We start from the raw sequence: 20,963 nt of genomic DNA, 5'->3' as shown, positions 1-20,963 counted from the left end.
ACGGGCTGGCGCGCGCCGGTCCGCGGTTTTATGACAGGCGGCATGCGCTACTTCGACGACTTCCAGCCAGGTGAGGTGAGCGAGCTCGGGCCGTACGTCATCTCGCGTGAGGACATCATCGCCTTCGCGAAGCAGTTCGACCCACAGCCCTTCCACTTGAGCGACGAGGGTGGCCGCGAGAGCATCTTCGGCGGCATCATCGCCAGCGGCTGGCACACGGCCTCCATCTGCCACAAGCTCATCGTGGAGGGCCTGCTCGGGAAGGCCGCGAGCCTGGGCTCGCCCGGCCTGGACGAGCTGCGCTGGCTCAAGCCCGTGCGCCCCGGTGACGCGCTGACGGTCCGCACGGAGGTCGTCTCCACCACGCCGTCGCGCAGCAAGGCGGACCGCGGCGCCATCAAGTTCCGCTTCGAGGTCCGCAACCAGCACGGCGACGTGGTGATGACCGAGCTGGCCAACGCGCTCTTCGCCCGGCGCCCCGCGACGTAGGCCGCCCACCTGTCGCCACAAACACCGAGGGCCTCCCGCTCCCGAACAGGGTGCGTGGAGGCCCTCCGTGCTTCAGGTGTCCGTGAAGCGGACGACTACGCCCCCGTGCGGTGCAGGTAGTCGATGAGGTCGATCTTCGTGACGATGGCCACGACCTTCTCGCCCTCCTTCACCACCGCGACGTTGTCCTGGGCGAAGACTTCGCGCAGGCGGGTGATGCTGGTGTCGGGCGACAGCGCGCCCTGCAGCGGCGAGACGATGGCGTCGATGGCGTCACCGAACTTCACCTTGCCGGCGACCAGGGCGTTGAGCAGGTCGTACTCGTGCACCATGCCCACCGCGCGGCCGTCCTCGGTGACGACGGGCATCTGGCTGATGCCGTGGCCCCGCATGGTCTCCACCACCTGGTCCACCTTGTCGCCCTTGCGCGCCGTCTTCACGTCCTTGCGCTTGTCGCCAATGATGTCGCGCACGGTGCCGGTGCCCTTCTCCTCCAGGAAGCCGTTGTCGCGCATCCACTCGTCCGAGTGGAACTTGCTGATGTAGCTGCTGCCCGAGTCGGGGAGCACCACGACAATCGTCTTGCCCTTGCCCACTTCCTTCGCCAGCTGCACGGCCACGTGCACCGCCGCGCCGGAGGAGCCACCCGCGAAGATGCCCTCCTCGCGCGCCAGGCGCCGCGCCGCGATGAAGGACTGGCGGTCATCCACCTGCCGCACGTCGTCCACGACCTTGAAGTCCATGGCGCCGCACAGCATGTCCTCGCCGATACCTTCCACCTTGTAGACGTGCGGCTCGGTCAGCTTGCCCGTCTTGAAGTAGCCCTCGTAGACGGAGCCCTCCGGGTCCACGCCCACGTTCTTCAGGCCGGGAATCTTCTCCTTCAGGAACTTGCCGGCGCCGCTCATGGTGCCGCCGGTGCCCAGGCCCGACACGAAGTAGTCGAACTTCCCTTCGGTCTGCTCGTAGATCTCCGGCCCGGTGAGCTTGTAGTGGGCCTCGATGTTGTCGGGGTTGTGGTACTGGTTCAGCATGAAGGCGCCCGGCGTCTCACGGTGCAGGCGCTTGGCCGTCTCGTAGTAGCTGCGCGGGTCCTCGGCCGGCACGTTGGTCGGCGTCACCACCACCTGCGCGCCCAGGGCCTTGAGGCGGTTGATCTTCTCCAGGGACATCTTGTCCGGCATGGTGAAGATGCACTTGTAGCCCTTCACCGCCGCCGCGAGCGCCACGCCCATGCCGGTGTTGCCGGACGTGTTCTCCACGATGGTGCCGCCGGGCTTGAGCTTCCCCTCCCGCTCGGCCTTCTCGAGGATGTAGAGCGCCATGCGGTCCTTGATGGACGCGCCCGGGTTCATGAACTCGCACTTCACGAGCACGGTGGCGTCGTTCGGACCGACGAGCTTCTGGAGCTTGACCAGCGGCGTGTGACCGATGGCGGAGAGAATGGTGTCGTGGATGTCCATCACTGCTTCCGGAAAAAGGGTTCGCGGCGCGTCTTATATGTCGCCGCCCGGGCCCGGTCGACAGCACGCGACATCTCGGCCCCTCGGTGAGGAACAGGGCCGGGGCCGGCGTCCTTCCGGACCCCTATCTCCGACATCCGGCCGGCCGCATGCTGGGAGGGGTCGGAGGGGTGTCGCACCCTGGCGGGCCCTGGCCTCTCTCCCCGGACGCCAGGCGGCCCTCAACGCGGTGCGACGTGGTGTGTGGGGTAGGGTGCCGCGTCGCGTACGTGACAGCCCGGGGGGCTTCCGGCCGTTCGCGTCTCGTGGGCTTTGACCCGGATGGGGGCGCCTCCCATACTCGGGAGTCTCTCGTCTCAAACCCCCTCCGGAGAATCCTGCCGATATGGAACTCGAGGCCGCCCTGCGCGACCAGGTGGGACAGGCCGTCGGCCGTCCCGTTCCCCACGCCGCCATCAAGAAGCTGAAGGGCGACGCGAGCAACCGCTCGTACTACCGCGTTGGCGCGGCGCCCGACAGCTGGGTGGTGATGGTGATGCCGCCGGACGCGACGAAGAAGAGCGAGGAGGCCACCAAGGGTGAGCCTCCGAAGGAGCTGCCCTTCGTCAACGTGCACCGCTACCTGGAGAAGCTGGGCGTGCGCGTGCCGCGCATCCTCCGCTACGACGAGCCGGCGGGGATGATGGTCCTGGAGGACCTGAGCGACATCACCTTCGAGTCCGCGCTCGAGGGCGGCAAGCACAACGAAGCGCTCTACACCCGCGCGGTGGACCTGCTGGCGCGGCTGCGCGTTCAGGCGGAGAAGCACCAGGACCCGGACTGCCTCGCCTTCACGCGCGCGTTCGACGAGGACCTGTACGACTGGGAGCTGCACCACTTCCGCGAGTGGGGCCTGGAGGCGTGGAGCGGCAAACAGCCCACCGCCGCCGAGCGCGCCGAGCTGGACCGCACCTTCCGCGACATCGCGAAGCAGCTGGCCGCCGCGCCGCGCGGCTTCACGCACCGCGACTACCAGAGCCGCAACATCATGGTGAAGGAGGGCGAGCTGGTCGTCATCGACTTCCAGGACGCCCTCCAGGGCCCGCGCCAGTACGACCTGGTGGCCCTGCTGCGCGACAGCTACGTGGAGCTGGACCGCACCTTCGTCGACAAGATGCTGGACCGCTACATCGCGACGTTCAAAGAGGCGAGCGGCGAGGCCATCGACGCGGCGGCGTTCAAGTCCTTCTTCGACCTGCTCACCATCCAGCGCAAGCTGAAGGACGCGGGCCGCTTCGAGTTCATCAACCGCGTGAAGGGCAACCCGGGCTTCCTGGTGTCCATCCCCGCGTCGCTGCGCTACGTGCGTGACGCCTTCGCGCGGAAGCCGGAGCTGCGCAAGCTGCAGGAGCTGGTGGCGAAGTACGTCCCCGAGCTGGCCGCCTAGCGGCCCCGAGCCCGGAGAGGGGAAGCGACAATGAAGGCGATGGTCCTCTGCGCGGGGCTGGGTACCCGCCTGCGTCCGCTCACCGAGCGCTGGCCCAAGCCGGCGATGCCGCTCCTCGGGCAGCCGCTGCTGCGCTACCACCTGGCGGTGCTGAAGGCCGCGGGCGTGACGGCGGTGGGCATCAACACCCACCACCTGCCGGACACCATGGCGGAGGTGGCCCGCGCCGAGTGCGCGCGCCTGAAGCTGCCGCTGCACGTGGTGCACGAGCCCGTGATTCAAGGCACCGGCGGCGGCATCCGCGGCCTGCGCGACTTCCTCTCCGGGGATGACTTCCTCGTGTTCAACGGGGACATCCTCTACCCGGTGGACCTGCGACCCGTGGTGGCCATGCACCGCGCGTCCGGCGCGGTGGCCACCATGGTGCTTCAGCCCATGCCGGAGGCGGAGAAGTACGCGGCGGTGGAGTTGGACGGCGGGGGCCGGGTGCGGCGCATCGCCGGCCACGGCCCCGGCGGCGAGGGCCTCTCCCCGTGGCACTTCACCGGCGTGCACGTGATGTCCCCCCGCATCTTCGACTTCATGGCGGCCGAGGGGCCCGAGGACATCAACCGCGAAGTCTACGTGCGCGCCATGCAGGCGGGGCAGACGGTGCGCGGCGTGCGGGTGGACGGGTACTGGTCCGATTTGGGCACGCCGTCGCGCTACCTGGCCACGGTGCAGGACGTGCTCGCCGGGCGCGTGCGGCTGGAGTGGCTGGGCGCGGACTCGCCGCTGGCCGGCACGATGCGCGGGCCCGGGGGCGCGTGGCTGTCTCCCGAGGCGCAGGTGGACACGACGTCGGTGGAGGGGCCCGTGTACATCGGGCGCGGCGCCACCGTGGCGGCTGGGGCCTCGGTGGGCCCGGGTGTGTCCGTGGGCGTGGGCGCGAAGCTGGGCGACGGAGTGAATGCGCAGCGCGCCGCTGTGTTCGAGGAGACCGAGGTGGCCGCGGGCGAGACGCTGTCCGAGGTGCTCGCGTGGGGCCCGCACCGGATTCCCGCGCCTCTCACCGGACGGTGAGGTCTTCGCGGGACGGGCCCCGGTGCTTCGGGGCCCTCCACCGCGAGGCGGTCCGGCTCAGGCGGCGTGGTAGCGCGCCAGCACGCAGGTGACGTTGTCGTTGCCACCGGCGGCGTTGGCCAGGTCGATAAGCTGACCGCAGGCCTTCTCCAGCTCGGGCGTGCGCTGGAGGATGTCCTGCATCTGCGCGTCCGTCACCATGCCGCTCAGGCCGTCCGAGCACAGCAGGAAGACGTCGCCCTCCTGCGGCTCCACGCGCGACACGTCCACCTGGACGTTCTCCTTCATGCCCAGCGCGCGGACGATGACGTTCTTGTGCGGGAAGTTTTCGATTTCCTCCGGCGAGAGCTTCTTCGCCTTGAGGTAGTCGTTGAGGAGCGAGTGGTCCTCCGTCACCTGCTTGAGCGTGCCGGCGCGGAAGAAGTACACGCGGCTGTCGCCCACGTGGCCCACGTAGGCCACGTCGCTGGCGAAGTGGACGGTGACGATGGTCGTCCCCATGCCCTTGAACTTCGTCTCGATGCTGGCCTTCTCGAAGATGCGCGCGTTGGCGAGCTTGATGCCGGTGGACAGCCGGTTCTCGTCATAGTTGCGCTGCTTGTCCATCTTGAAGGGCCAGGTGCAGTCCTGGTCCTTGGACGTCATCCGGTAGAACTCACCGAGCTCGTCCACCGCGATGCGGCTGGCAATCTCTCCGGAGGAGTGGCCACCCATGCCATCCGCCACGCAGAAGAGGTTCTCCTCCTGGAGCACCAGGAAGTTGTCCTCGTTGTGATTCCGCTTCATCCCGACGTGGGTGCTGCCGGCTACCTCGATACGCATGCTCGGGAACTCTTCATGGAGGGGGCGGGAAACTGGCGCCGGAGAGTAACAAAGCCCTCGGAAAACGGTCAAAACTCGTGCCTGCCCGCTGTTCAGGCGGGGGAAACAAGGCTCAAGGCACGGCTTCGGAGACCCGCTCGAAGGTCAATCGGTCACCCTCCCGGGTGCCGCTCGCTTCCAGGACGCCCGCCGGGAGCTCCAGCACGGAGCGGGACTGGAAGTAGACGGAGGTCGCCCTCCAGGGCGGGAGCGCGGACAACTGCTTGACGATGACGCCCTGGCGGTCCAGGAACACTACGTCGATGGGGATGCGCATGAAGAAGGTGTGGATGGAGTTGCAGGGGAGGATGTGCAGCCCGTCGCCCACGGCGAGCGAGCGCCGCCCCATGAGCCCCTTGAAGCGGTGGAGGAACCCGGTGGCCTGCTCGGCCCGGTCCGCCAATAGCCGCTGCCGCGTCTCGTTGTTCACCCTCCAGCGCATGTAGTCCGTTCTATCCCATGCTCGAACCCCTGGCGCGTCCGCTGCACCTGGTCCTGGTGTCCCCCCAGATTCCGCCCAACACGGGCAACGTCGCCCGCCTGTGCGCGGTGACGGGCTGCCGCCTCATCCTCGTGGAGCCGCTGGGCTTCTCCATCGACGACAAGCACCTGAAGCGGGCGGGGCTGGACTACTGGGACAAGGTGTTCCTGAAGCTGTATCCCACCTATGCGGCGTACGTGGCCGACTTCCCGGACGCCCGGCGGTGGCTGTTCTCCGCGCGGGCGGAGACGTCCCTGTACGAGGCCCGGTTCCAGGAGGGAGACCACCTGGTGTTCGGCTCGGAAGTTACAGGCCTGTTGCCCGAGGTGATGGAAGGGGGCACGGGGACGGCGGTGACGATTCCCATGCTCTCGGAGCGGAGGAGTCTGAACCTGTCCACGGCGGTGGGCATCGGGGCCTATGAGGCCTTGAGGCAGGTGGCCTTCAGCGGAGCGGGCAGGCAGGCACCCCCGGCAAGTTGAGGGGCGGTGCAGAGGGACTACACTGCGGCGGAGCATGACCCCGTCGCAGGCCGCCGAAGCGCTGTACTCCGCCCACAAGACCCGAGCCACCGGGAGGCTGACGCTTTCCGCGGGAGGGCGTGAGTCGCGGTTGCTGTTGCGCGAGGGGAACCTCGTGGGCACGCAGTTGGGGTTCGGCTACCAGAGCCCGGCGCAGGCGCTCCTCCAGAGCGGGATGCTGGGCGCGGAGGCGCTGGACGCGCTGTGGGCGCGGGGTGGGGCGGGGACGCCGGACGAGGAGTTGCTGGAGGAGTACGGCCTGGAGCCGGACGCGGTGGTGGAGCAGCAGGTGCTCGCCCACGTGCGGAGGCTGAGCGAGCTGGCCGAGCGCGCGGCGTTCGAGCCCGGGGCGGTGGAGGAGGACTTCCGGCCCATTGCGGGTGCGCGGGTGGTGCGCGCGGCGCTGGAGGCGCCCGTCGGCGGGAGCCGGGTTGCGAGGGTGTTTCGCTGTGAGGACGTGGCGAAGTGTGCACCGTGGCTCACGGATGCGGCGGAGCGCGAGTTCCTGGAGACGCTGGGGGCGTTCCGGCAGCCGGAAGGGCTGACGGCCGCGCAGGAGGCACTGCTGCTCGTGCTGGAGCGCGAGGGGTGCATCCAGGCGCTGTCGGTGGAGGAGTGGGAGGCGCGGGAACAGGCACGGCGTGAGGCGGAGGAGGAGGCTCGGCGTCGGGTTGAGGAGGAGGCTCGGCGGAGGGCGGAGGAAGAGGCGCGCCGTATCGCGGAGGAGGAGGCTCGTCGCCGGGCTGAGGAAGCACGGTTGGCCGAGGAAGCCCGCCTCGCGGAAGAGGCGCGGCTGGCGGAAGCGGCTCGGCTCGAGGAAGAGCGTCGTCTGGCTGAAGCAGCGCGTCTGGCTGAAGAAGCCCGGCTCGAAGAGGAGCGCCGCAGGGCTGAAGAGGCTCGGCTCGCCGAAGAGGCGCGTCTGGCCGAGGAGGCCCGTCGCGAAGAGGAGCGCCGCAGAGTCGAGGAGGAAGCCCGCCTTGCGGAGGCTGCAAGACGCGAAGCCGAGCGGATCCGAGCAGAGGAAGAGGCTCGGCTTGCCGAGGAGGCACGGCTCGAGGAAGAGCGCCGTCGCGCCGACGAAGCGGCCCGACTCGAAGAGGCGCGGCGCCAGGCCGAAGAGGCTGCTCGACTGGCTGAAGAAGCCCGGCTCGCTGAAGCGGCTCGGCTCGCTGAGGAGCGCCGCCTCGCGGAGGAGGCTCGACTCCGTGCCGAAGAAGAGGAGCGGCGCGCCGCGGAGGAGCGTCGGAAGGCGGAAGAAGCCCGTCTCGAAGAGGAACGGCGCCTTGCTGAAGAGGCGCGCCTTGAAGAGGAGCGCAGACTCGCTGAAGAGGCGCGGCTGGCTGAAGAGGCGCGTCTCGCTGAGGAGGCTCGGCAGGCTGAAGAGGCGCGTCTCGCTGAGGAGGCTCGGCAGGCTGAAGAGGCGCGTCTCGCTGAAGAGGCGCGGCTGGCTGAAGAAGCTCGTCTCGCTGAGGAAGCACGTCTCGCTGAGGAAGCACGTCGGGCTGAAGAAGCGGCCCGACTCGCTGAAGAAGCCCGCATAGCTGAAGAGGCTCGGCTGGCCGAAGAAGCACGTCGTGCCGAAGAGGCGGCTCGCATCGCTGAAGAGGCCCGCCTCGCTGAAGAAGCTCGCCTTGCCGAAGAGGCACGCGTTGCTGAACAGCGCCGTCTTGAAGCAGAAGCCCGTCGCGCGGAGGAACTGAGACTCGCGGAAGAGGCGCGTCAGGAGGAGGAGCGCCGTCTTGCGGAAGCAGCCCGCCTCGCGGAAGAGGCTCGCCTCGAAGAGGAGCGTCGTCTAGCGGAAGAGGCCCGGCTCGCCGAAGAGGCGCGGCTGGAGAAGGCGCGACTTGCTGAAGAGGCCCGGGTTGCAGAACAGCGAAGGATTGAAGAGGAGGCTCGACTCCAAGAGGAGTTGAGGCTCGCGGAGGAGGCGCGCCGAGCCGAGGAGGTGCGTCGCAAGATCGCAGAGGAAGAGCTGCGCCTCGCCGAAGAAGCGCGATTGATGGAGGAGGCTCGCCTCGCGGAAGAAGAGGCGCGCCGTGCAGAGGAAGCGCGTCTCGCTGAAGTGGCGCGGCGTGCGGAAGAAGCCCGCCTCGCGGAAGAGGCTCGCCTGGCGGAAGAAGCCCGCCTCGAAGAAGAGCGTCGCCTTGCTGAAGAAGCCCGCCTGGCGGAGGAAGCGCGCCTCGCGGAGGAGGCACGTCGCGCCGAAGAGGTCCGGCGCGAAGAAGATGCGCGCAGGGCTGAAGAGGCTCGCCTCGCGGAAGAGCGACGCCTGGCCGACGAAGCGCTCAGGGCTGAAGAGGCGCGTCTCGCGGAAGAGGCACGTGTCGCTGAAGCGGCCCGACTCGCTGAGGAGGCCCGCATAGCGGAAGAGCTGCGCCTCGCTGAAGAGAACCGGCTCGCGGAAGAGGCGCGTCGAGCCGAAGAGGCTCGCATCGCAGAGGAGGCCCGACTCGCCGAAGAGGAGCGACTGGAGGAAGAGCGTCGGCTCGCGGAGGAGGCTCGGCTCGCGGAGGAGGCTCAACGGGCTGAAGAGGCTCGGCTTGAGGAGGCGCGCCTCGCTGAAGAGGCACGCATCGCCGAAGAGGCGCGGCTTGCTGAAGAAGCTCGCCTCGCCGATGAAGCACGTCGAGCCGAAGAGGTTCGCATCGCCGAAGAGGCTCGGCTAGCCGAAGAAACACGTCGCGCCGAAGAGGCGGCTCGCCTCGCTGAGGAAGCACGTCGAGCCGAAGAGGCACGCATCGCCGAAGAGGCGCGGCTTGCTGAAGCGGCCCGGCTCGCTGAAGAAGCACGCGTCGCTGAAGAAGCACGCGTCGCTGAAGAGGCCCGGCTCGCTGAAGAAGCCCGCGTCGCTGAAGCGGCCCGGCTCGCTGAAGAAGCCCGGCTCGCTGAAGAAGCCCGGCTCGCTGAAGAGGCCCGGCTCGCTGAAGAAGCACGTGTCGCTGAAGAAGCCCGCGTCGCTGAAGAGGCCCGGCTCGCTGAAGAGGCCCGGCTCGCTGAAGAGGCCCGGCTCGCTGAAGAAGCACGTGTCGCTGAAGAAGCCCGCGTCGCTGAAGAGGCCCGGCTCGCTGAAGAGGCCCGGCTCGCTGAAGAAGCACGTGTCGCTGAAGAAGCCCGCGTCGCTGAAGAGGCCCGGCTCGCTGAAGAAGCCCGTGTCGCTGAAGAGGCCCAGCTCGCGGAAGAAGCCCGGGCCGAAGAGGCGCGTCGCGCCGAGGAAGTCCGGCTCGCTGAAGAGGCCCGGCTCGCTGAAGAGGCCCGGCTCGCTGAAGAGGCCCGGCTCGCTGAAGAAGCCCGTGCCGAAGAGGCGCGTCGTGCCGAGGAAGCCCGCCTCGCGGAAGAGGCCCGGCTCGCCGAGGAAGCCCGCCATGCCGAGGAGGTTCGGCTCGAGGTGGAGCGTCGCCGCGCTGAAGCGGTCCGTCGCGCGAAGGAGGCGCGTCTCGCTGAGCAGGCCCGGCTTGCGGAAGAGGCCCGTCTCGAAGAGGAGCGTCGGCAGGAGGAGGCCCGGCTCGCCGAAGAGGCTCGCATCGCCGAAGAGGCTCGCATCGCCGAGGCAGCCCGCCTCGCCGACGAGGCCCGCCAGTCCCAGCAGCTCTCCTCCGCGCCCACCCCGGATGACGCCGACGCCCTCACCCTCGACGTCGGTGACATCATCTCCACCGACCCCGAGCCCCCGAAGGCCTCCGCCGCCGACTCGTGGGCGGAGGCCGTCCCGCCGTCCGCCGTCGCCTCCCTGGAGCTCCCCACCCAGCCCGAGAGCCCCGACACCCTTCGCATCGCCCGCCAGCTCGCCCAGGCCGCGCTCCTTCAGGACATGGAAGAGGCGCTCCGCCGCTCGCAGAGGCAGCCGCTGGAGCCCTGGCTCGCCGAAGAGCCTCCCCGCACCACTCCGCCCACTCGCACGAAGGACCTCGTCCCCGTGCAGGACGAGCCGTGGCAGGCACGCGAGTCCTCCCAGTCCACCCCGGCGGAGGCGGAGGACCTGCCCCTGCTGGAGGTCGAACCCGAGCTCTGGGACGACGCCGTTCCCGCCTCCGACCCGCTGCCCGCGCCTCCGGCCCGGGCCCCCGCCGCCGCCGGGCCTCCGGTCCTGACGCCGTCCGACGCACCGCCTTCCGCTCGCGGCGCCTCGCCCCGGGGCGCGCCTCCCGTCCTCACGCCCACCCCTTCGCTCCCGCTCACGGCGGAAACTTCGTCCACGGCGGACGACAGCCTGTGGGCGACCCGTCCGGCGCCCAGTTCCGCGCCGCCGCCGCTCCGGCTGGGGCCTGCCTCGCCCAAGGCGGGGGAGGAGGACCTGTGGCGCATCGTCGCCTTCGACAAGGACGAGGGCGCCGCCACCCTCACGGCCTCCTTCGAGGCGGCCCTCATGCAGGTGGACTCGCACCTGGAATCGCTCGTCCGCTCGGATGTCAATCAGGCGAGCGTCGATTTCAACGAGCCCCCCGTGGAGGGCATTGTTGAAGCGACGATCGAACCGGAGACACCTCTGGATCCGGGGACCTTCCCCGGTGACAACACCGGGGCAACTGGACAGACTGCATGGGCCGAGCCGTCCGGAGACCTGGACGACTGGGACTTCGACGAGGACGACGTGGCGGCAGACCCCTCCAACCCCGACGAGGCAGCGAAGCTCCGGCGCCAGCGCCTGCTGCGCCGTGCGATGGAGAACATGGGCGTGCTCGGCGCGCGCCCTGCCGCCCCGGTGGGTGCGACACCCACGAGCGAGCCCTCCCAGGCTGCTCCCACCCCCGCCGCCTCCGCCGAGCCTCCCAAGCCGGACGAGGCGCGGCTCGCCCAGCACATCGAGCAGCGCTACGCCGACATCCAGGCGAAGCGGGACCACTTCTTCGTGCTCGGCGTCCCGCAGGACGCCTCGCGAGACCAGGTGAAGACGGCGTTCCTCAGCCTCGCCAAGGTCTACCACCCGGACCGGCTGCCGCCGACGATTCCCCACCTGGCGCCGAAGATGACCGCCGTCTTCGAGGCCATCCGCGAGGCCTACGAGGTCCTCTACGACGACGCCCGGCGCAAGGCGTACCAGCAGACCCTCCAGTCCCAGCAGGCCCTGCCGAAGGCGCCCACGCCGTCGCCCACGCCCGCCAGTCCGGCCGCTCGCGCCGCGGGGCGCCCCGACAGCAGCCCGGACGACCTCTACAAGATGGGCGAGGTCTTCTTCCGCAAGCGGGACTTCACCACCGCGTCGGACCACTACGAGCGCGCCTACTCGATGGACGCGAAGCCCGTGTACCTCGCTGCCCGTGCCTGGGCCATCTACATGGACCCGGCGCGCAAGGCGGACATGGCCAAGGCCAAGCAGATGATGGCGGACGCCGTGCGCACCGACCCCAACTGCGACCGCGCCCATTACCAGCTCGGCGTCATCGCCCGCGTCGAGGGCGACATGGACCGCGCCGAGCGCCACTTCCGCGATGCGGTGCGCTCCAACTCCAAGCACCTGGAAGCCAACCAGGAGCTGCGCCTCATCGAGATGCGCAAGAAGAACCCGCCGAAGAAAGGCGGCTTCTTCCGCTGACCCGCCCGAGGGCTCCCGCGTTCCTCACGCATCGTGCGGGTGCCTGGCAGCGGGCCTTCTCGGCCCTCCCTGGAACCGGGCTCGGGTGCCGCCTGTCCAGCAGGGGGCCAGCCAGAGGCACCGCCGCCCCAAGCCATTGACATGCCTGGAAAGCGGGCAGGATGCTCCCGCGTCAGGCTCTCTGTAGAAGTCCGCAGTGACGAAAGGCAAGTAACGTGGCCAAGCAGCACCTGCTCCTGGTCGATGGTGACGCAAAGAGCCTCCGCGTGATGGAGGTCAGCCTCAAGAAGGCTGGCTTCTCCGTGACGACGGCCATCCACGGCAAGGATGCGCTGGAGAAGGTCCAGATCAGCCCACCGGACCTCGTGCTGGCCGACACGAAGATGCCGGAGATGGACGGCTTCGAGCTGTGCAAGGCGCTCAAGTCCGACGAGCGCTTCAAGTTCATCCCGTACGTCTTCCTGACGAACCAGAAGTCGGTCGAGTTCAAGGTGCGCGGCCTCGAGCTCGGTGGCGACGACTATCTGACCAAGCCGATCTACATCAAAGAGATCGTCACCCGCGTGAAGATGATCCTCCAGAAGGCGGAGAAGGAGAGGATCGAGAAGCGGGAGACGACGAAGGGCGGCTTCGCCGGCAGCCTCGCCGACATGGGCGTGGTGGACCTGGTGCAGACGTTCGAGATTGGCCGCAAGACGGGCCTCATCAACATCCAGGGTGAGCGCACCGGCACCGTCTACTTCAAGGACGGACGGGTCATCGACGCGGAGCTGGGGCGGCTGAAGGGCGAGAACGCCTTCTACCGCATGCTCAACACCTTCGAGGGCCAGTTCGAGGTGCAGTTCAGCGCGCTGGACCGCCCGGAGCGCATCGAAATCTCCACCCAGGGCCTGCTGATGGAGGGCATGCGCCGCCTGGACGAGTGGGGGCGCATGCTCGAGCAGCTGCCGCCGCTCGAGACGGTGTTCGAGATCGACTACCACCAGCTCGCCGACCGGCTCTCGGAGATTCCGGACGAGGTGAACGGGCTGCTGCGCCTGTTCGACGGCAAGCGCACCCTGAGCCGCGTGGTGGAGGACTCGGACTTCGAGGACCTCGCCGCGCTGGGCATCATCAGCAAGCTGTACTTCGAGGGACTCATCCGCGAGCTGGGCAACGCCCCGCTGGAGCCGGTGCAGAGCAGCAAGCCCGGCATCGAGCAGTGGCTCAACGCGGCCCCGCTTCCGAGCGCTCCGGTGGAGCCCGCGCCCGTGGCTCCCGAGCCGCCGCCCGTGGCTCCCGAGCCGCCTCCCAGCGTCCCGGTGGCCGTCGCGCCCGTGGAAGTCCCCAGCGTTCCCGTGGCCGTCGCGCCCGTGGAGGTCCCGGTCGCGCCGCGCACGATGCCGCATAGCGTGCTCTCGCCGCCCGCGGGCGTGGAGGACGAGGCTTCGTTCGCGCCCGCCGCGACGGGCCCGGCCCAGCCGGCCAACGTCGTCGTCTTCCCCGCGAGGCCCCGGCGCAACGGCGTCGCCGAGGAGCCGGCCGCGGCGCCCCCGCTGCCTCCCGCGGAGGAGGGCTCTGCCTTCCTCGTGGAGCCGCCTCCGGCCCACCGCGCCGTGGAGCAGGCGCACCGCAGCCTCCTGCTGGACTGGAGCCGCGTGGACACCGACGGCATCAGCTCGGCGTCCACGTGGGGGCCGGGCTCGCTCTGGTCTCCCTCGCCGCGCACCTTCGGGAGTGCCGGTGGCCAGGGCGCCTCGGCCCCGGCGTTCGGCCAGGGCGCCGTTGCCGCCGAGTCGGCCGCCTCGCGCGCGCCCATCTTCGGCGGCGCCGCCGTGGGCCCCAACCCGCTGCCTCCCGTGCCGCCGCCCTCGCCGGCTCCTCCGTCGTCCGAGGTGACGCTGGTGAGCGGCAGGGGCGCCCCGTCCCAGCCTGGCTCCAACGTGCCGCCGGCGGCACCGGTGTCCGCGGCCGACGAGTCCGTCCTGGAGGTCGAGGAGGTCCCGTCGCCTCCGCCCCAGCAGCTCGCGCTGCCGCCGTACCCGGGCCACGGCGTTCCCGCGCCGGTGGCGCCCGCCCTCGCCGAGGAGCCTCGAACGCCGAGCGCGGTGCCGACGCCTGTCACCGCGCCGCCCGCCGAGACGAAGCCCGCGGAAGCGAAGCCCGTCGAGACGAAACCCGTCGAGACGAAGCCTGTCGACGCGAAGCCCACGCCGGCCCCGAAGCCGGCCGAGGTGAAGCCCGCCCCCGCGTCGAAGGAGGACCTCTCCGACGCCGCGCTGGCCCAGGCCGTCCGTCCGAAGCGCACCGGCCTGTACGTGGCCGTCGGCGCGCTGCTCATCGGCGCCGTCGCCGCGGTCGTCGCCGTCGGCGGGGGCTCGGGCTCCGGTGGGAAGGAGAAGGAGCCCGCGCCGAAGCCTCCGGTGGAGCAGCCGACCCCGGTCGACACGGTGAAGCCGCCTCAGCCCCAGAAGGACCCGACGCCGCCTCCGACAGAGGTCGCCACGCCGACGGCCGCCGTCGACGCGGGGACGGCCACCGTCGACGCGGGAACGGCCACCGCCGCCGTGACTCCTCCCGCGCCCGCTGCCACTCAGGATGCCGGGGCAGCCACCGCGGAGGCTCCGAAGCCCGAGGGTGGAGACCCGGTCGTCAACACGCCGCCGGTGGACCCGGAGGTCGAGTACGCGAGCCTGGTGAAGGCGGCGAAGGCGGCCATCGTCGGTGGCCGGCACATGTCCGCTGCCATCAGCTACCGCAAGGCGCTGGCGATCAAGCCGGCCTCCATGGAGGCGAAGGCCGGCCTGGGCATCTCGCTGGTGAACGGCTCCATCGCGCAGTCCGCCCACCGCGAGGCCGCCAAGCTCCTCCAGGAAGTGGTCAAGGAGGAGGACCGGAATGCGCGTGCCTGGCTGTCGCTCGGCATGGCGTACCAGTCCACCGGGCGGAATTCCCAGGCGGCCGAGGCCTACAAGCGATACTTGTTCCTGGAACCGACGGGACCCTCCGCCAACGAGGTCCGCTCGCTGCTCAAGGGCCTGGGCAACTGAGCGGGCTGGCGGCTGGCTCCCCTCGCCTCGGAGAAGTGAGCCGCCTTGCTCGTCCTCGGACTGGAAACCTCCTGTGATGAAACCGCCGCCGCCCTCGTGGAGGACGGCCGGCGCGTGCTGTCGGACGTCGTCTCCACCCAGGTGGACATCCACCGGCGCTGGGGCGGGGTGGTGCCGGAGCTGGCCAGCCGCAACCACATCGTCCAGGTGATGCCCGTCATCCACGAGGCCCTCACCCGCGCGCAGAAGACGCTCGACGACGTGGACCTCATCGCCGTCACCTCCGGCCCGGGCCTCATCGGCGCGCTGCTGGTGGGCCTGCAGGTCGCCAAGGGGCTGAGCCTCGCCACCGGCAAGCCCTTCGTCGGCGCCAACCACCTGGAGGGCCACCTGCTGGCCATCCGCCTCATCGAGGAGGCTCCGGAGCCGCCATTCCTCGGGCTCGTCGTGTCCGGCGGGCACACCAGCCTCTATGACGTGCAGGCCTACGGCCACTACCGGCTGGTGGGCAGCACCCGCGACGACGCGGCCGGCGAGGCCTACGACAAGACGGCGCGCATCCTCGGGCTGCCGTACCCGGGTGGGCTGCCCATCGACCAGCTCGCGCAGAAGGGGAACCCGGAGGCCATCCGCTTCCCGCGCGCGCTGCCCGGCGACAACTTCGACGTCTCCTTCTCCGGGCTGAAGACGGCGGTGCTGCACCACGTGCAGAAGCACGGCCTGCCGGAAGGGCAGGCCCTGTCCGACCTGTGCGCGTCCTTCCAGGAGGCGGTGGCGGACGTGCTGTCGAAGAAGCTGGTGGCCGCCGCGCGCCGGCTGGGCCACAAGAACCTGGTGCTGTGCGGGGGCGTGGCGGCCAACTCGCGCCTGCGCGCGCTGTGCAAGGCGCGGGCGGAGGAGCGGGGGCTGAACATGTTCCTGCCGCCGGTGCGGTTGTGCACGGACAATGGGGCGATGATCGCGGTGGCGGGGTATGAGGCCTACCGCCGCGGCCTGCGCGGAGACTTCCGCCTGGCGGCGGACCCCGCCTGGCGCATGTAGCGGGAAGGAGATTGGGTGGAACAGCCTCGAGACATCCTCAAGCGTCATGGCCTGCGCCCCAAGCACAGCTGGGGGCAGAACTTCCTCGGGGACGAGGAGGCACTGGAGACCATCGCCGACGCGGTGAACCTGCGCGAGGGCGAGCCGGTGGTGGAATTGGGCCCCGGCCTGGGCCACCTCACGCGCTTCCTCGCCGCGACGAAGGCGCGCGTCACCGCCGTGGAGCGGGACCGCGACATGCTGACGGTGCTGGAGAAGGAGGCCATCCCCGGCGTGCGCGTGGTGGCCGGCAACGCCGCCACGGTGGACTTCGCCGAGGTGGCCGGCGCGCCCGACGTGGCGGTGGTGGGCAACCTCCCGTACCACCTGTCCAGCCAGATTCTCTTCCGCGTCCTGGAGCAGCGCGCCCACGTGTCGCGCGCCGTCTTCACGCTGCAGAAGGAAGTGGTGGAGCGGCTCGCCGCGGTGCCCGGCAACCGGGACTACGGCCTGCTCACCGTCCTGCTCGGCCTGCACTTCGACGCGGAGAACATCCTCACGCTGGAGTCCTGGCGCTTCCACCCGCCGCCGAAGGTGGACTCCGCGGTGCTGCGCCTCATCCGCCGCAAGGCCCCGCGCGCGCCCATCATCGACGAGGCCCGCTTCATCCGCGTGGTGAAGGCGTCCTTCTCGCACCGGCGCAAGACGCTGCTCAACTCCATCAAGTCGGACACCACGCTCGGCACTCCGGAAGTGCTGCTCGCCGCGCTGCAGACGGCCGGCATCGACCCGCAGCGCCGCGCGGAGACGCTCGCGCCCGAGGAGTTCGCCGCCATCGAGCGCGCGCTCGGGCCGGTGGTGGAGAAGGTGCCCCCTCCGAAGCTGGAGGAGTAGGGCGGGGGCCAGGCGCTCGCGCGGGCTTTAGCGCTTGCGCAGGCCCAGCGCCTGGAGCAGGCCGCCCTGCTGCTCCAGGTACGTGAAGAACTCGGCCTCGGGAATGCGCATGCGCGCCAGCACGCCGCGGAGGATTTCCTCCACCGAGCCGTCCTGCCGCCGCTTGAGCTCCAACGCCGTCTTCAGGAGCACCACGCCGTAGAGCGGATCCGGCTCCACCGGCGGTGCGGGTGTGGACTTGGAGGTGGTGCTCTGGCGGGCCTCTTCCAACACCACCACCGTCTTCGCCCGCTGCCTGCCACTCATGTCCGGAGACCGTCCCGCGCACACGCCATGAAGTCGCGCGGACCGTAGGGGATGCACTCCGGAGCGTCAAGGGAGCGCGAGCGTCCCGGACGCTCGGTGCGGCCGTCGAAAATTGCCGGATTCCAGCGCCCGTGTTGTGTTATCCGCCCGGGTGCGTGGCCGTGCCCTCGCGCAGGTGCGCGCGCGGCCTCGAGTGGCGCATTCCGCGGTCGGGAGGCCTCGGCGGATGGACTACCGGTACATCGTGGTCGAGGGGCCCATTGGCGTGGGCAAGACGAGCCTCTCCAACATCCTCGCGGAGCGCCTGTCCGGCCGGCGCATCCTCGAGGTGGTGGAGGAGAACCCCTTCCTCTCCAGCTTCTATGGGGACCGGCAGAAGTTCGCGTTCCAGACGCAGATCTTCTTCCTCCTGTCGCGCTTCCGGCAGCAGCAGGACCTGTTCCAGCAGGACCTCTTCAGCTCGATGACGGTCAGCGACTACCTGTTCGCGAAGGACCGCATCTTCGCCCACCTCAACCTGGACGCCCACGAGCTCGCCCTCTACGAGCGCGTCTTCGAGGCGCTCGGGCCCCGCGTGGCCAAGCCGGACCTCGTCGTCTACCTCCAGGCCCGCCTGGACGTGTTGCTGCAACGCATCAAGAAGCGGGGTCGCGAGTTCGAGCGCAAGTTCGACTCGGGGTACCTGGAGGGGCTCGTCCACTCCTACAACACCTTCTTCTTCCACTACACGGAGACGCCGCTGCTGGTGGTCGACACCTCGGACATCGACTTCGTCAACAACGAGGCGGACCGGGAGGACCTCCTGGCCACCATCCGGAAGGCGAAGCCGGGGACCCAGCATTACCTTCCAAAGGCTTCCCGACGGGCCTGAGGTTCAGGCTCCCGGCGGGCCGCACGCCCTCCTGGCCCCCACGGCCGCCCGGAGGGCGTTAGAGTGCGGTGAGGACTCCGGGCTTCCGGCGATCCCGAAAGGGACGGCGAGGGGCGAAGGGGTCTGCAACGGCCGTTCAACCCGTCGACAACAGGAGGTGAACCGTGAAGGACAAGGTCACCATCCATACGCTGAAGCGCTTCAAGCAGATCGGCCAGAAGATCTGCATGGTTACCGCCTACGACGCCACGTTCGCCCACATCCTCGACCAGGCGGGCGCGGACGTGCTGCTGGTGGGTGACTCGCTGGGCATGGTCGTTCAAGGCCATGACTCCACGCTGCCCGTGACGATGGACCAGATGGTCTATCACTCCGCCGCCGTGACGCGCGGCGCGCGCCGGGCCCACGTGGTGGGTGACCTCCCCTTCATGAGCTACCAGGTGTCGCCCCAGGAAGCGGTGCGCAACGCGGGCCGGCTGGTGTCCGAGGGTGGCGTGGGCAGCATCAAGCTGGAGGGCGGCGCCGAGTTCGCGGAGACGGTGCGCGCGATTACCCGCGCCAGCATCCCCGTCATGGGCCACCTGGGCCTGACGCCGCAGTCCGTCCACAAGATGGGCGGCTATGTCGTACAGGGCCGCGACGAGGACCAGGCCCGCAAGATTCTCGATGACGCGCTGGCGCTGGAACAGGCCGGGGCCTACGCACTGGTGCTGGAGGGCGTGCCGCTGGAATTGGCGCGCACGGTGACGCAGAGCCTGTCCATCCCCACCATTGGCATCGGCGCGGGCGTGGACTGTGATGGCCAGGTCCTCGTTTGTTACGACCTGCTGGGGATGAACCCGGACTTCAAGCCCAAGTTCGTCAAGCGCTACGCCAACCTGCACGGCTCGATTACGGAGGCGGCTGGCACCTTCTTCTCCGAGGTCCGCAAGGGCGCGTTCCCCGACGAGGACCACTCCTTCAAGTCGAACAAGAACATCCGCCTCGTGGCGGGCAACCCCGCGGCGCCGCGCGTGGAGTCGTCCACCGCCACCGCCGAGGGCGGGGAGAAGATTGGTCCCGTCTACGGGGTTCCGGTCTAGCCATGGGCACCGCAGTCCTGCGCACCGTGGCGGAAGTGAAGGCGTGGGTGGCGGGGCTGCGCCGTGAGGGGCGCCGGCTCGCGCTGGTGCCCACCATGGGTTTCCTGCACGAGGGGCACCTCTCGCTCATGCGCGAGGGGCGCTCCCGCACCGACGTGGTGGCGACGTCCATCTTCGTCAACCCCACCCAGTTCGGACCGAAGGAGGACTTGTCGCGCTACCCCCGGGATTTCTCCGGGGACGTGGCGAAGTGCGCCAGCGCGGGCGTGGACGTCGTCTTCGCCCCGGAGGACCCCAAGGCGATGTACCCGCCGGGGTACCAGACGTACGTGGAGGTGACGGAGGTCAGCCAGGGCCTGTGCGGCGAGCGGCGACCCGGTCACTTCCGTGGCGTGGCCACCATTGTCACCCAGTTGCTGTGCCTCTTCCGGCCGGACGTGGCGCTCTTCGGGGAGAAGGACTACCAGCAGCTCCAGGTCATCAGGGCGCTGAACCGGGACTTGCACCTGGGCGCGGACATCGTCGGCATGCCGACGGTGCGCGAGCCCGACGGGCTGGCGATGAGCAGCCGCAATGCCTACCTGTCCCCCGAGGAGCGCAAGCGGGCGCTGTCCCTCTCGAAGGGGCTGAAGGCGGCCCAGGCGCTCCTGCGGGAGGGCAACCGGGAGTCAGGGGCGCTGGTGGGCGCCGTCCGTCGCGAGCTGGAGGCGGCGGGGCTGCGCGAGGACTACGTGGAGCTGGTGGACGCGGAGCGGCTGACGTCCCTGGCCTCGGTGGCACCAGGACAATCCGCCCGCCTGCTCGTCGCGGCCTTCAGTGGAACGACGCGCCTCATCGACAACATGCCGCTGGCCGGTTAGGAGACGCGGGACGCGTATGACAAGTGGCAAGTCGAAGGGACCCGGCGGTGAGCCCGGGGTGAAGGTCATCGCCGAGAACCGGCGTGCGCGCTTCGACTACACCGTGGACGAGAAGCTGGAGGCCGGTCTGGAGCTGACCGGCAGCGAGGTGAAGTCGCTGAGGGAGGGAGTCGCCAACCTGTCGGACGCCTACGCGCTTCCCAAGGGAGACGAGCTGTTCCTCCTCAACGCCAACATCGGCTCGTACAAGGCCGCCAGCCTCTTCGACCACCTGCCCACCCGGGGCCGGAAGCTGTTGCTGCACCGGGCCGAGATTGACCGTTGGGCGGCGAAGGTGAGGGAGCGGGGTTATTCCATCATCCCGCTTGTGCTGTACTTCAAGAATGGACGGGCCAAGGTGGAGCTGGGGCTCTGCCGCGGGAAGAACCACGAAGACCGGCGCCAGGACATCAAGGAGCGGGAGACGAAGCGGGAGATGGACCGGGCGATGCGCCGACGTTGAGAGGGGCGCCCGAATTTCTCTCGCCGTACACCGATGGACGAAAAGAAGGGTCTCGACAAGAAGGAGCGGCTGCTGGCCGCGCTCGACCAGGGGATGGTGATGATCCACCTGGACGCGCGCCGCCCCGGCGTGCTCGTCCCCGCCTCAATCAGGGGGGAGGCCCACCTGCGCCTCAACCTCTCCTACCGCTTCGACCCGCCGGATTTGACGGTGGGCGAGTGGGGCGTGCGCTGCACGCTGAGCTTCTCCGGCTCGCGCTTCACGGTGGCGGTGCCCTGGTCGGCGCTGTTCGCCATCGCCAGCCACGTGACGAAGGAGTTCTGGATGTACCCGGACGACATGCCGCCGGAGCTGCTCCAGCAGCCCGCGTCGGCGCGTCCGCCGCAGCCCGTGCCGGTGGTGCCCGTGGCCGCCGAGCGCCCGCGCACCTTCCTGCGCGAGGTGCCCACCGCCAGCGAGCGCTCCAGTGAGCCGTCCGACGTGGCTCCGCCTCCGGCACCGCCGGACGGGCCACAGGACGACCCGCCGCCGCCGCGTCGGGGCCACCTGCGACTGGTGAAGTAAGG

The 20,963-nt window shown here is 69.8% G+C and carries 17 protein-coding genes; 13 read left to right on the top strand and 4 right to left on the bottom strand.

The annotated features are described in order from the left end of the window. The first annotated feature begins 42 nt into the window (after positions 1–42). Positions 43–489 carry a MaoC family dehydratase gene (locus tag OV427_RS09195; RefSeq protein ID WP_267855738.1) on the top strand — a complete coding sequence of 149 codons (447 nt, stop codon included), beginning with the start codon at positions 43–45 and terminating at the stop codon, positions 487–489. A 95-nt stretch (positions 490–584) separates the two neighbouring features. Here the strand turns inward: OV427_RS09195 and OV427_RS09190 are convergent, their stop codons facing one another. Continuing rightward, positions 585–1,952, bottom strand: a complete 1,368-nt coding sequence (locus tag OV427_RS09190) for a pyridoxal-phosphate dependent enzyme (protein WP_267855737.1) — start codon at positions 1,950–1,952, stop codon at positions 585–587. A gap of 385 nt (positions 1,953–2,337) precedes the next feature. On the opposite strand from OV427_RS09190, the gene OV427_RS09185 reads away from it, so the two are divergent. After that, positions 2,338–3,378: an aminoglycoside phosphotransferase family protein gene (locus OV427_RS09185; RefSeq protein WP_267855736.1), complete on the top strand. Its 1,041-nt coding sequence runs from the start codon at positions 2,338–2,340 to the stop codon at positions 3,376–3,378. Positions 3,379–3,408: 30 nt separating this feature from the next. After that, positions 3,409–4,440, top strand: a complete 1,032-nt coding sequence (locus tag OV427_RS09180; protein WP_267855735.1) for a nucleotidyltransferase family protein — start codon at positions 3,409–3,411, stop codon at positions 4,438–4,440. A 57-nt stretch (positions 4,441–4,497) separates the two neighbouring features. Here OV427_RS09180 and OV427_RS09175 read toward each other — a convergent pair whose 3' ends face one another. Together OV427_RS09175 and OV427_RS09170 are read right to left on the bottom strand one after the other, a co-directional pair. Further along, the gene (locus tag OV427_RS09175) at positions 4,498–5,262 is read right to left on the bottom strand and encodes a Stp1/IreP family PP2C-type Ser/Thr phosphatase (RefSeq protein WP_267855734.1); all 765 of its coding nucleotides are present in this window, start codon (positions 5,260–5,262) and stop codon (positions 4,498–4,500) included. 112 nt (positions 5,263–5,374) lie between these two features. Then, entirely contained in the window at positions 5,375–5,743 is a 369-nt protein-coding gene (locus OV427_RS09170; RefSeq protein WP_267855733.1) for a DUF192 domain-containing protein, read from the bottom strand. Between the two features lie 17 nt (positions 5,744–5,760). On the opposite strand from OV427_RS09170, the gene OV427_RS09165 reads away from it, so the two are divergent. The 5 genes from OV427_RS09165 (at position 5,761) to rsmA (ending at position 16,776) form a co-directional block, all read left to right on the top strand. Next, entirely contained in the window at positions 5,761–6,264 is a 504-nt protein-coding gene (locus tag OV427_RS09165; RefSeq protein WP_267855732.1) for a tRNA (cytidine(34)-2'-O)-methyltransferase, read from the top strand. A 34-nt stretch (positions 6,265–6,298) separates the two neighbouring features. Continuing rightward, on the top strand, positions 6,299–11,833 hold the full coding sequence (locus OV427_RS09160; protein ID WP_267855731.1) for a J domain-containing protein: 5,535 nt from the start codon (positions 6,299–6,301) through the stop codon (positions 11,831–11,833). Between the two features lie 215 nt (positions 11,834–12,048). Then, positions 12,049–14,862 (top strand): response regulator, encoded by a 2,814-nt coding sequence (locus OV427_RS09155; protein ID WP_267855730.1) that lies wholly within the window; start codon positions 12,049–12,051, stop codon positions 14,860–14,862. 45 nt (positions 14,863–14,907) lie between these two features. Continuing rightward, complete coding sequence (gene tsaD, locus OV427_RS09150; RefSeq protein ID WP_267855729.1) at positions 14,908–15,903, top strand: tRNA (adenosine(37)-N6)-threonylcarbamoyltransferase complex transferase subunit TsaD; 996 nt, start codon at positions 14,908–14,910, stop codon at positions 15,901–15,903. A 15-nt stretch (positions 15,904–15,918) separates the two neighbouring features. Then, positions 15,919–16,776: a 16S rRNA (adenine(1518)-N(6)/adenine(1519)-N(6))-dimethyltransferase RsmA gene (rsmA, locus tag OV427_RS09145; protein WP_267855728.1), complete on the top strand. Its 858-nt coding sequence runs from the start codon at positions 15,919–15,921 to the stop codon at positions 16,774–16,776. Between the two features lie 27 nt (positions 16,777–16,803). Here rsmA and OV427_RS09140 read toward each other — a convergent pair whose 3' ends face one another. Next, positions 16,804–17,082: a hypothetical protein gene (locus OV427_RS09140; protein ID WP_267855727.1), complete on the bottom strand. Its 279-nt coding sequence runs from the start codon at positions 17,080–17,082 to the stop codon at positions 16,804–16,806. Between the two features lie 226 nt (positions 17,083–17,308). On the opposite strand from OV427_RS09140, the gene OV427_RS09135 reads away from it, so the two are divergent. From OV427_RS09135 to OV427_RS09115, 5 genes are all read left to right on the top strand, one after another. Further along, on the top strand, positions 17,309–17,953 hold the full coding sequence (locus tag OV427_RS09135; protein WP_267855726.1) for a deoxynucleoside kinase: 645 nt from the start codon (positions 17,309–17,311) through the stop codon (positions 17,951–17,953). A gap of 164 nt (positions 17,954–18,117) precedes the next feature. After that, positions 18,118–19,035: a 3-methyl-2-oxobutanoate hydroxymethyltransferase gene (panB, locus tag OV427_RS09130; RefSeq protein ID WP_267855725.1), complete on the top strand. Its 918-nt coding sequence runs from the start codon at positions 18,118–18,120 to the stop codon at positions 19,033–19,035. A 2-nt stretch (positions 19,036–19,037) separates the two neighbouring features. Then, complete coding sequence (gene panC, locus OV427_RS09125) at positions 19,038–19,895, top strand: pantoate--beta-alanine ligase (protein ID WP_267855724.1); 858 nt, start codon at positions 19,038–19,040, stop codon at positions 19,893–19,895. 16 nt (positions 19,896–19,911) lie between these two features. Further along, the gene (gene smpB / locus OV427_RS09120) at positions 19,912–20,397 is read left to right on the top strand and encodes an SsrA-binding protein SmpB (protein ID WP_267855723.1); all 486 of its coding nucleotides are present in this window, start codon (positions 19,912–19,914) and stop codon (positions 20,395–20,397) included. A 33-nt stretch (positions 20,398–20,430) separates the two neighbouring features. Beyond that, a complete protein-coding gene (locus OV427_RS09115; protein ID WP_163995737.1) occupies positions 20,431–20,961 on the top strand; it encodes a ClpXP protease specificity-enhancing factor SspB in 531 nt (176 codons plus the stop codon). Positions 20,962–20,963: the final 2 nt, after the last annotated feature.

Source organism: Pyxidicoccus sp. MSG2 (assembly GCF_026626705.1).
Taxonomy (GTDB): Bacteria; Myxococcota; Myxococcia; order Myxococcales; family Myxococcaceae; genus Myxococcus.
This window is presented reverse-complemented; position numbering and strand designations above follow the sequence as displayed.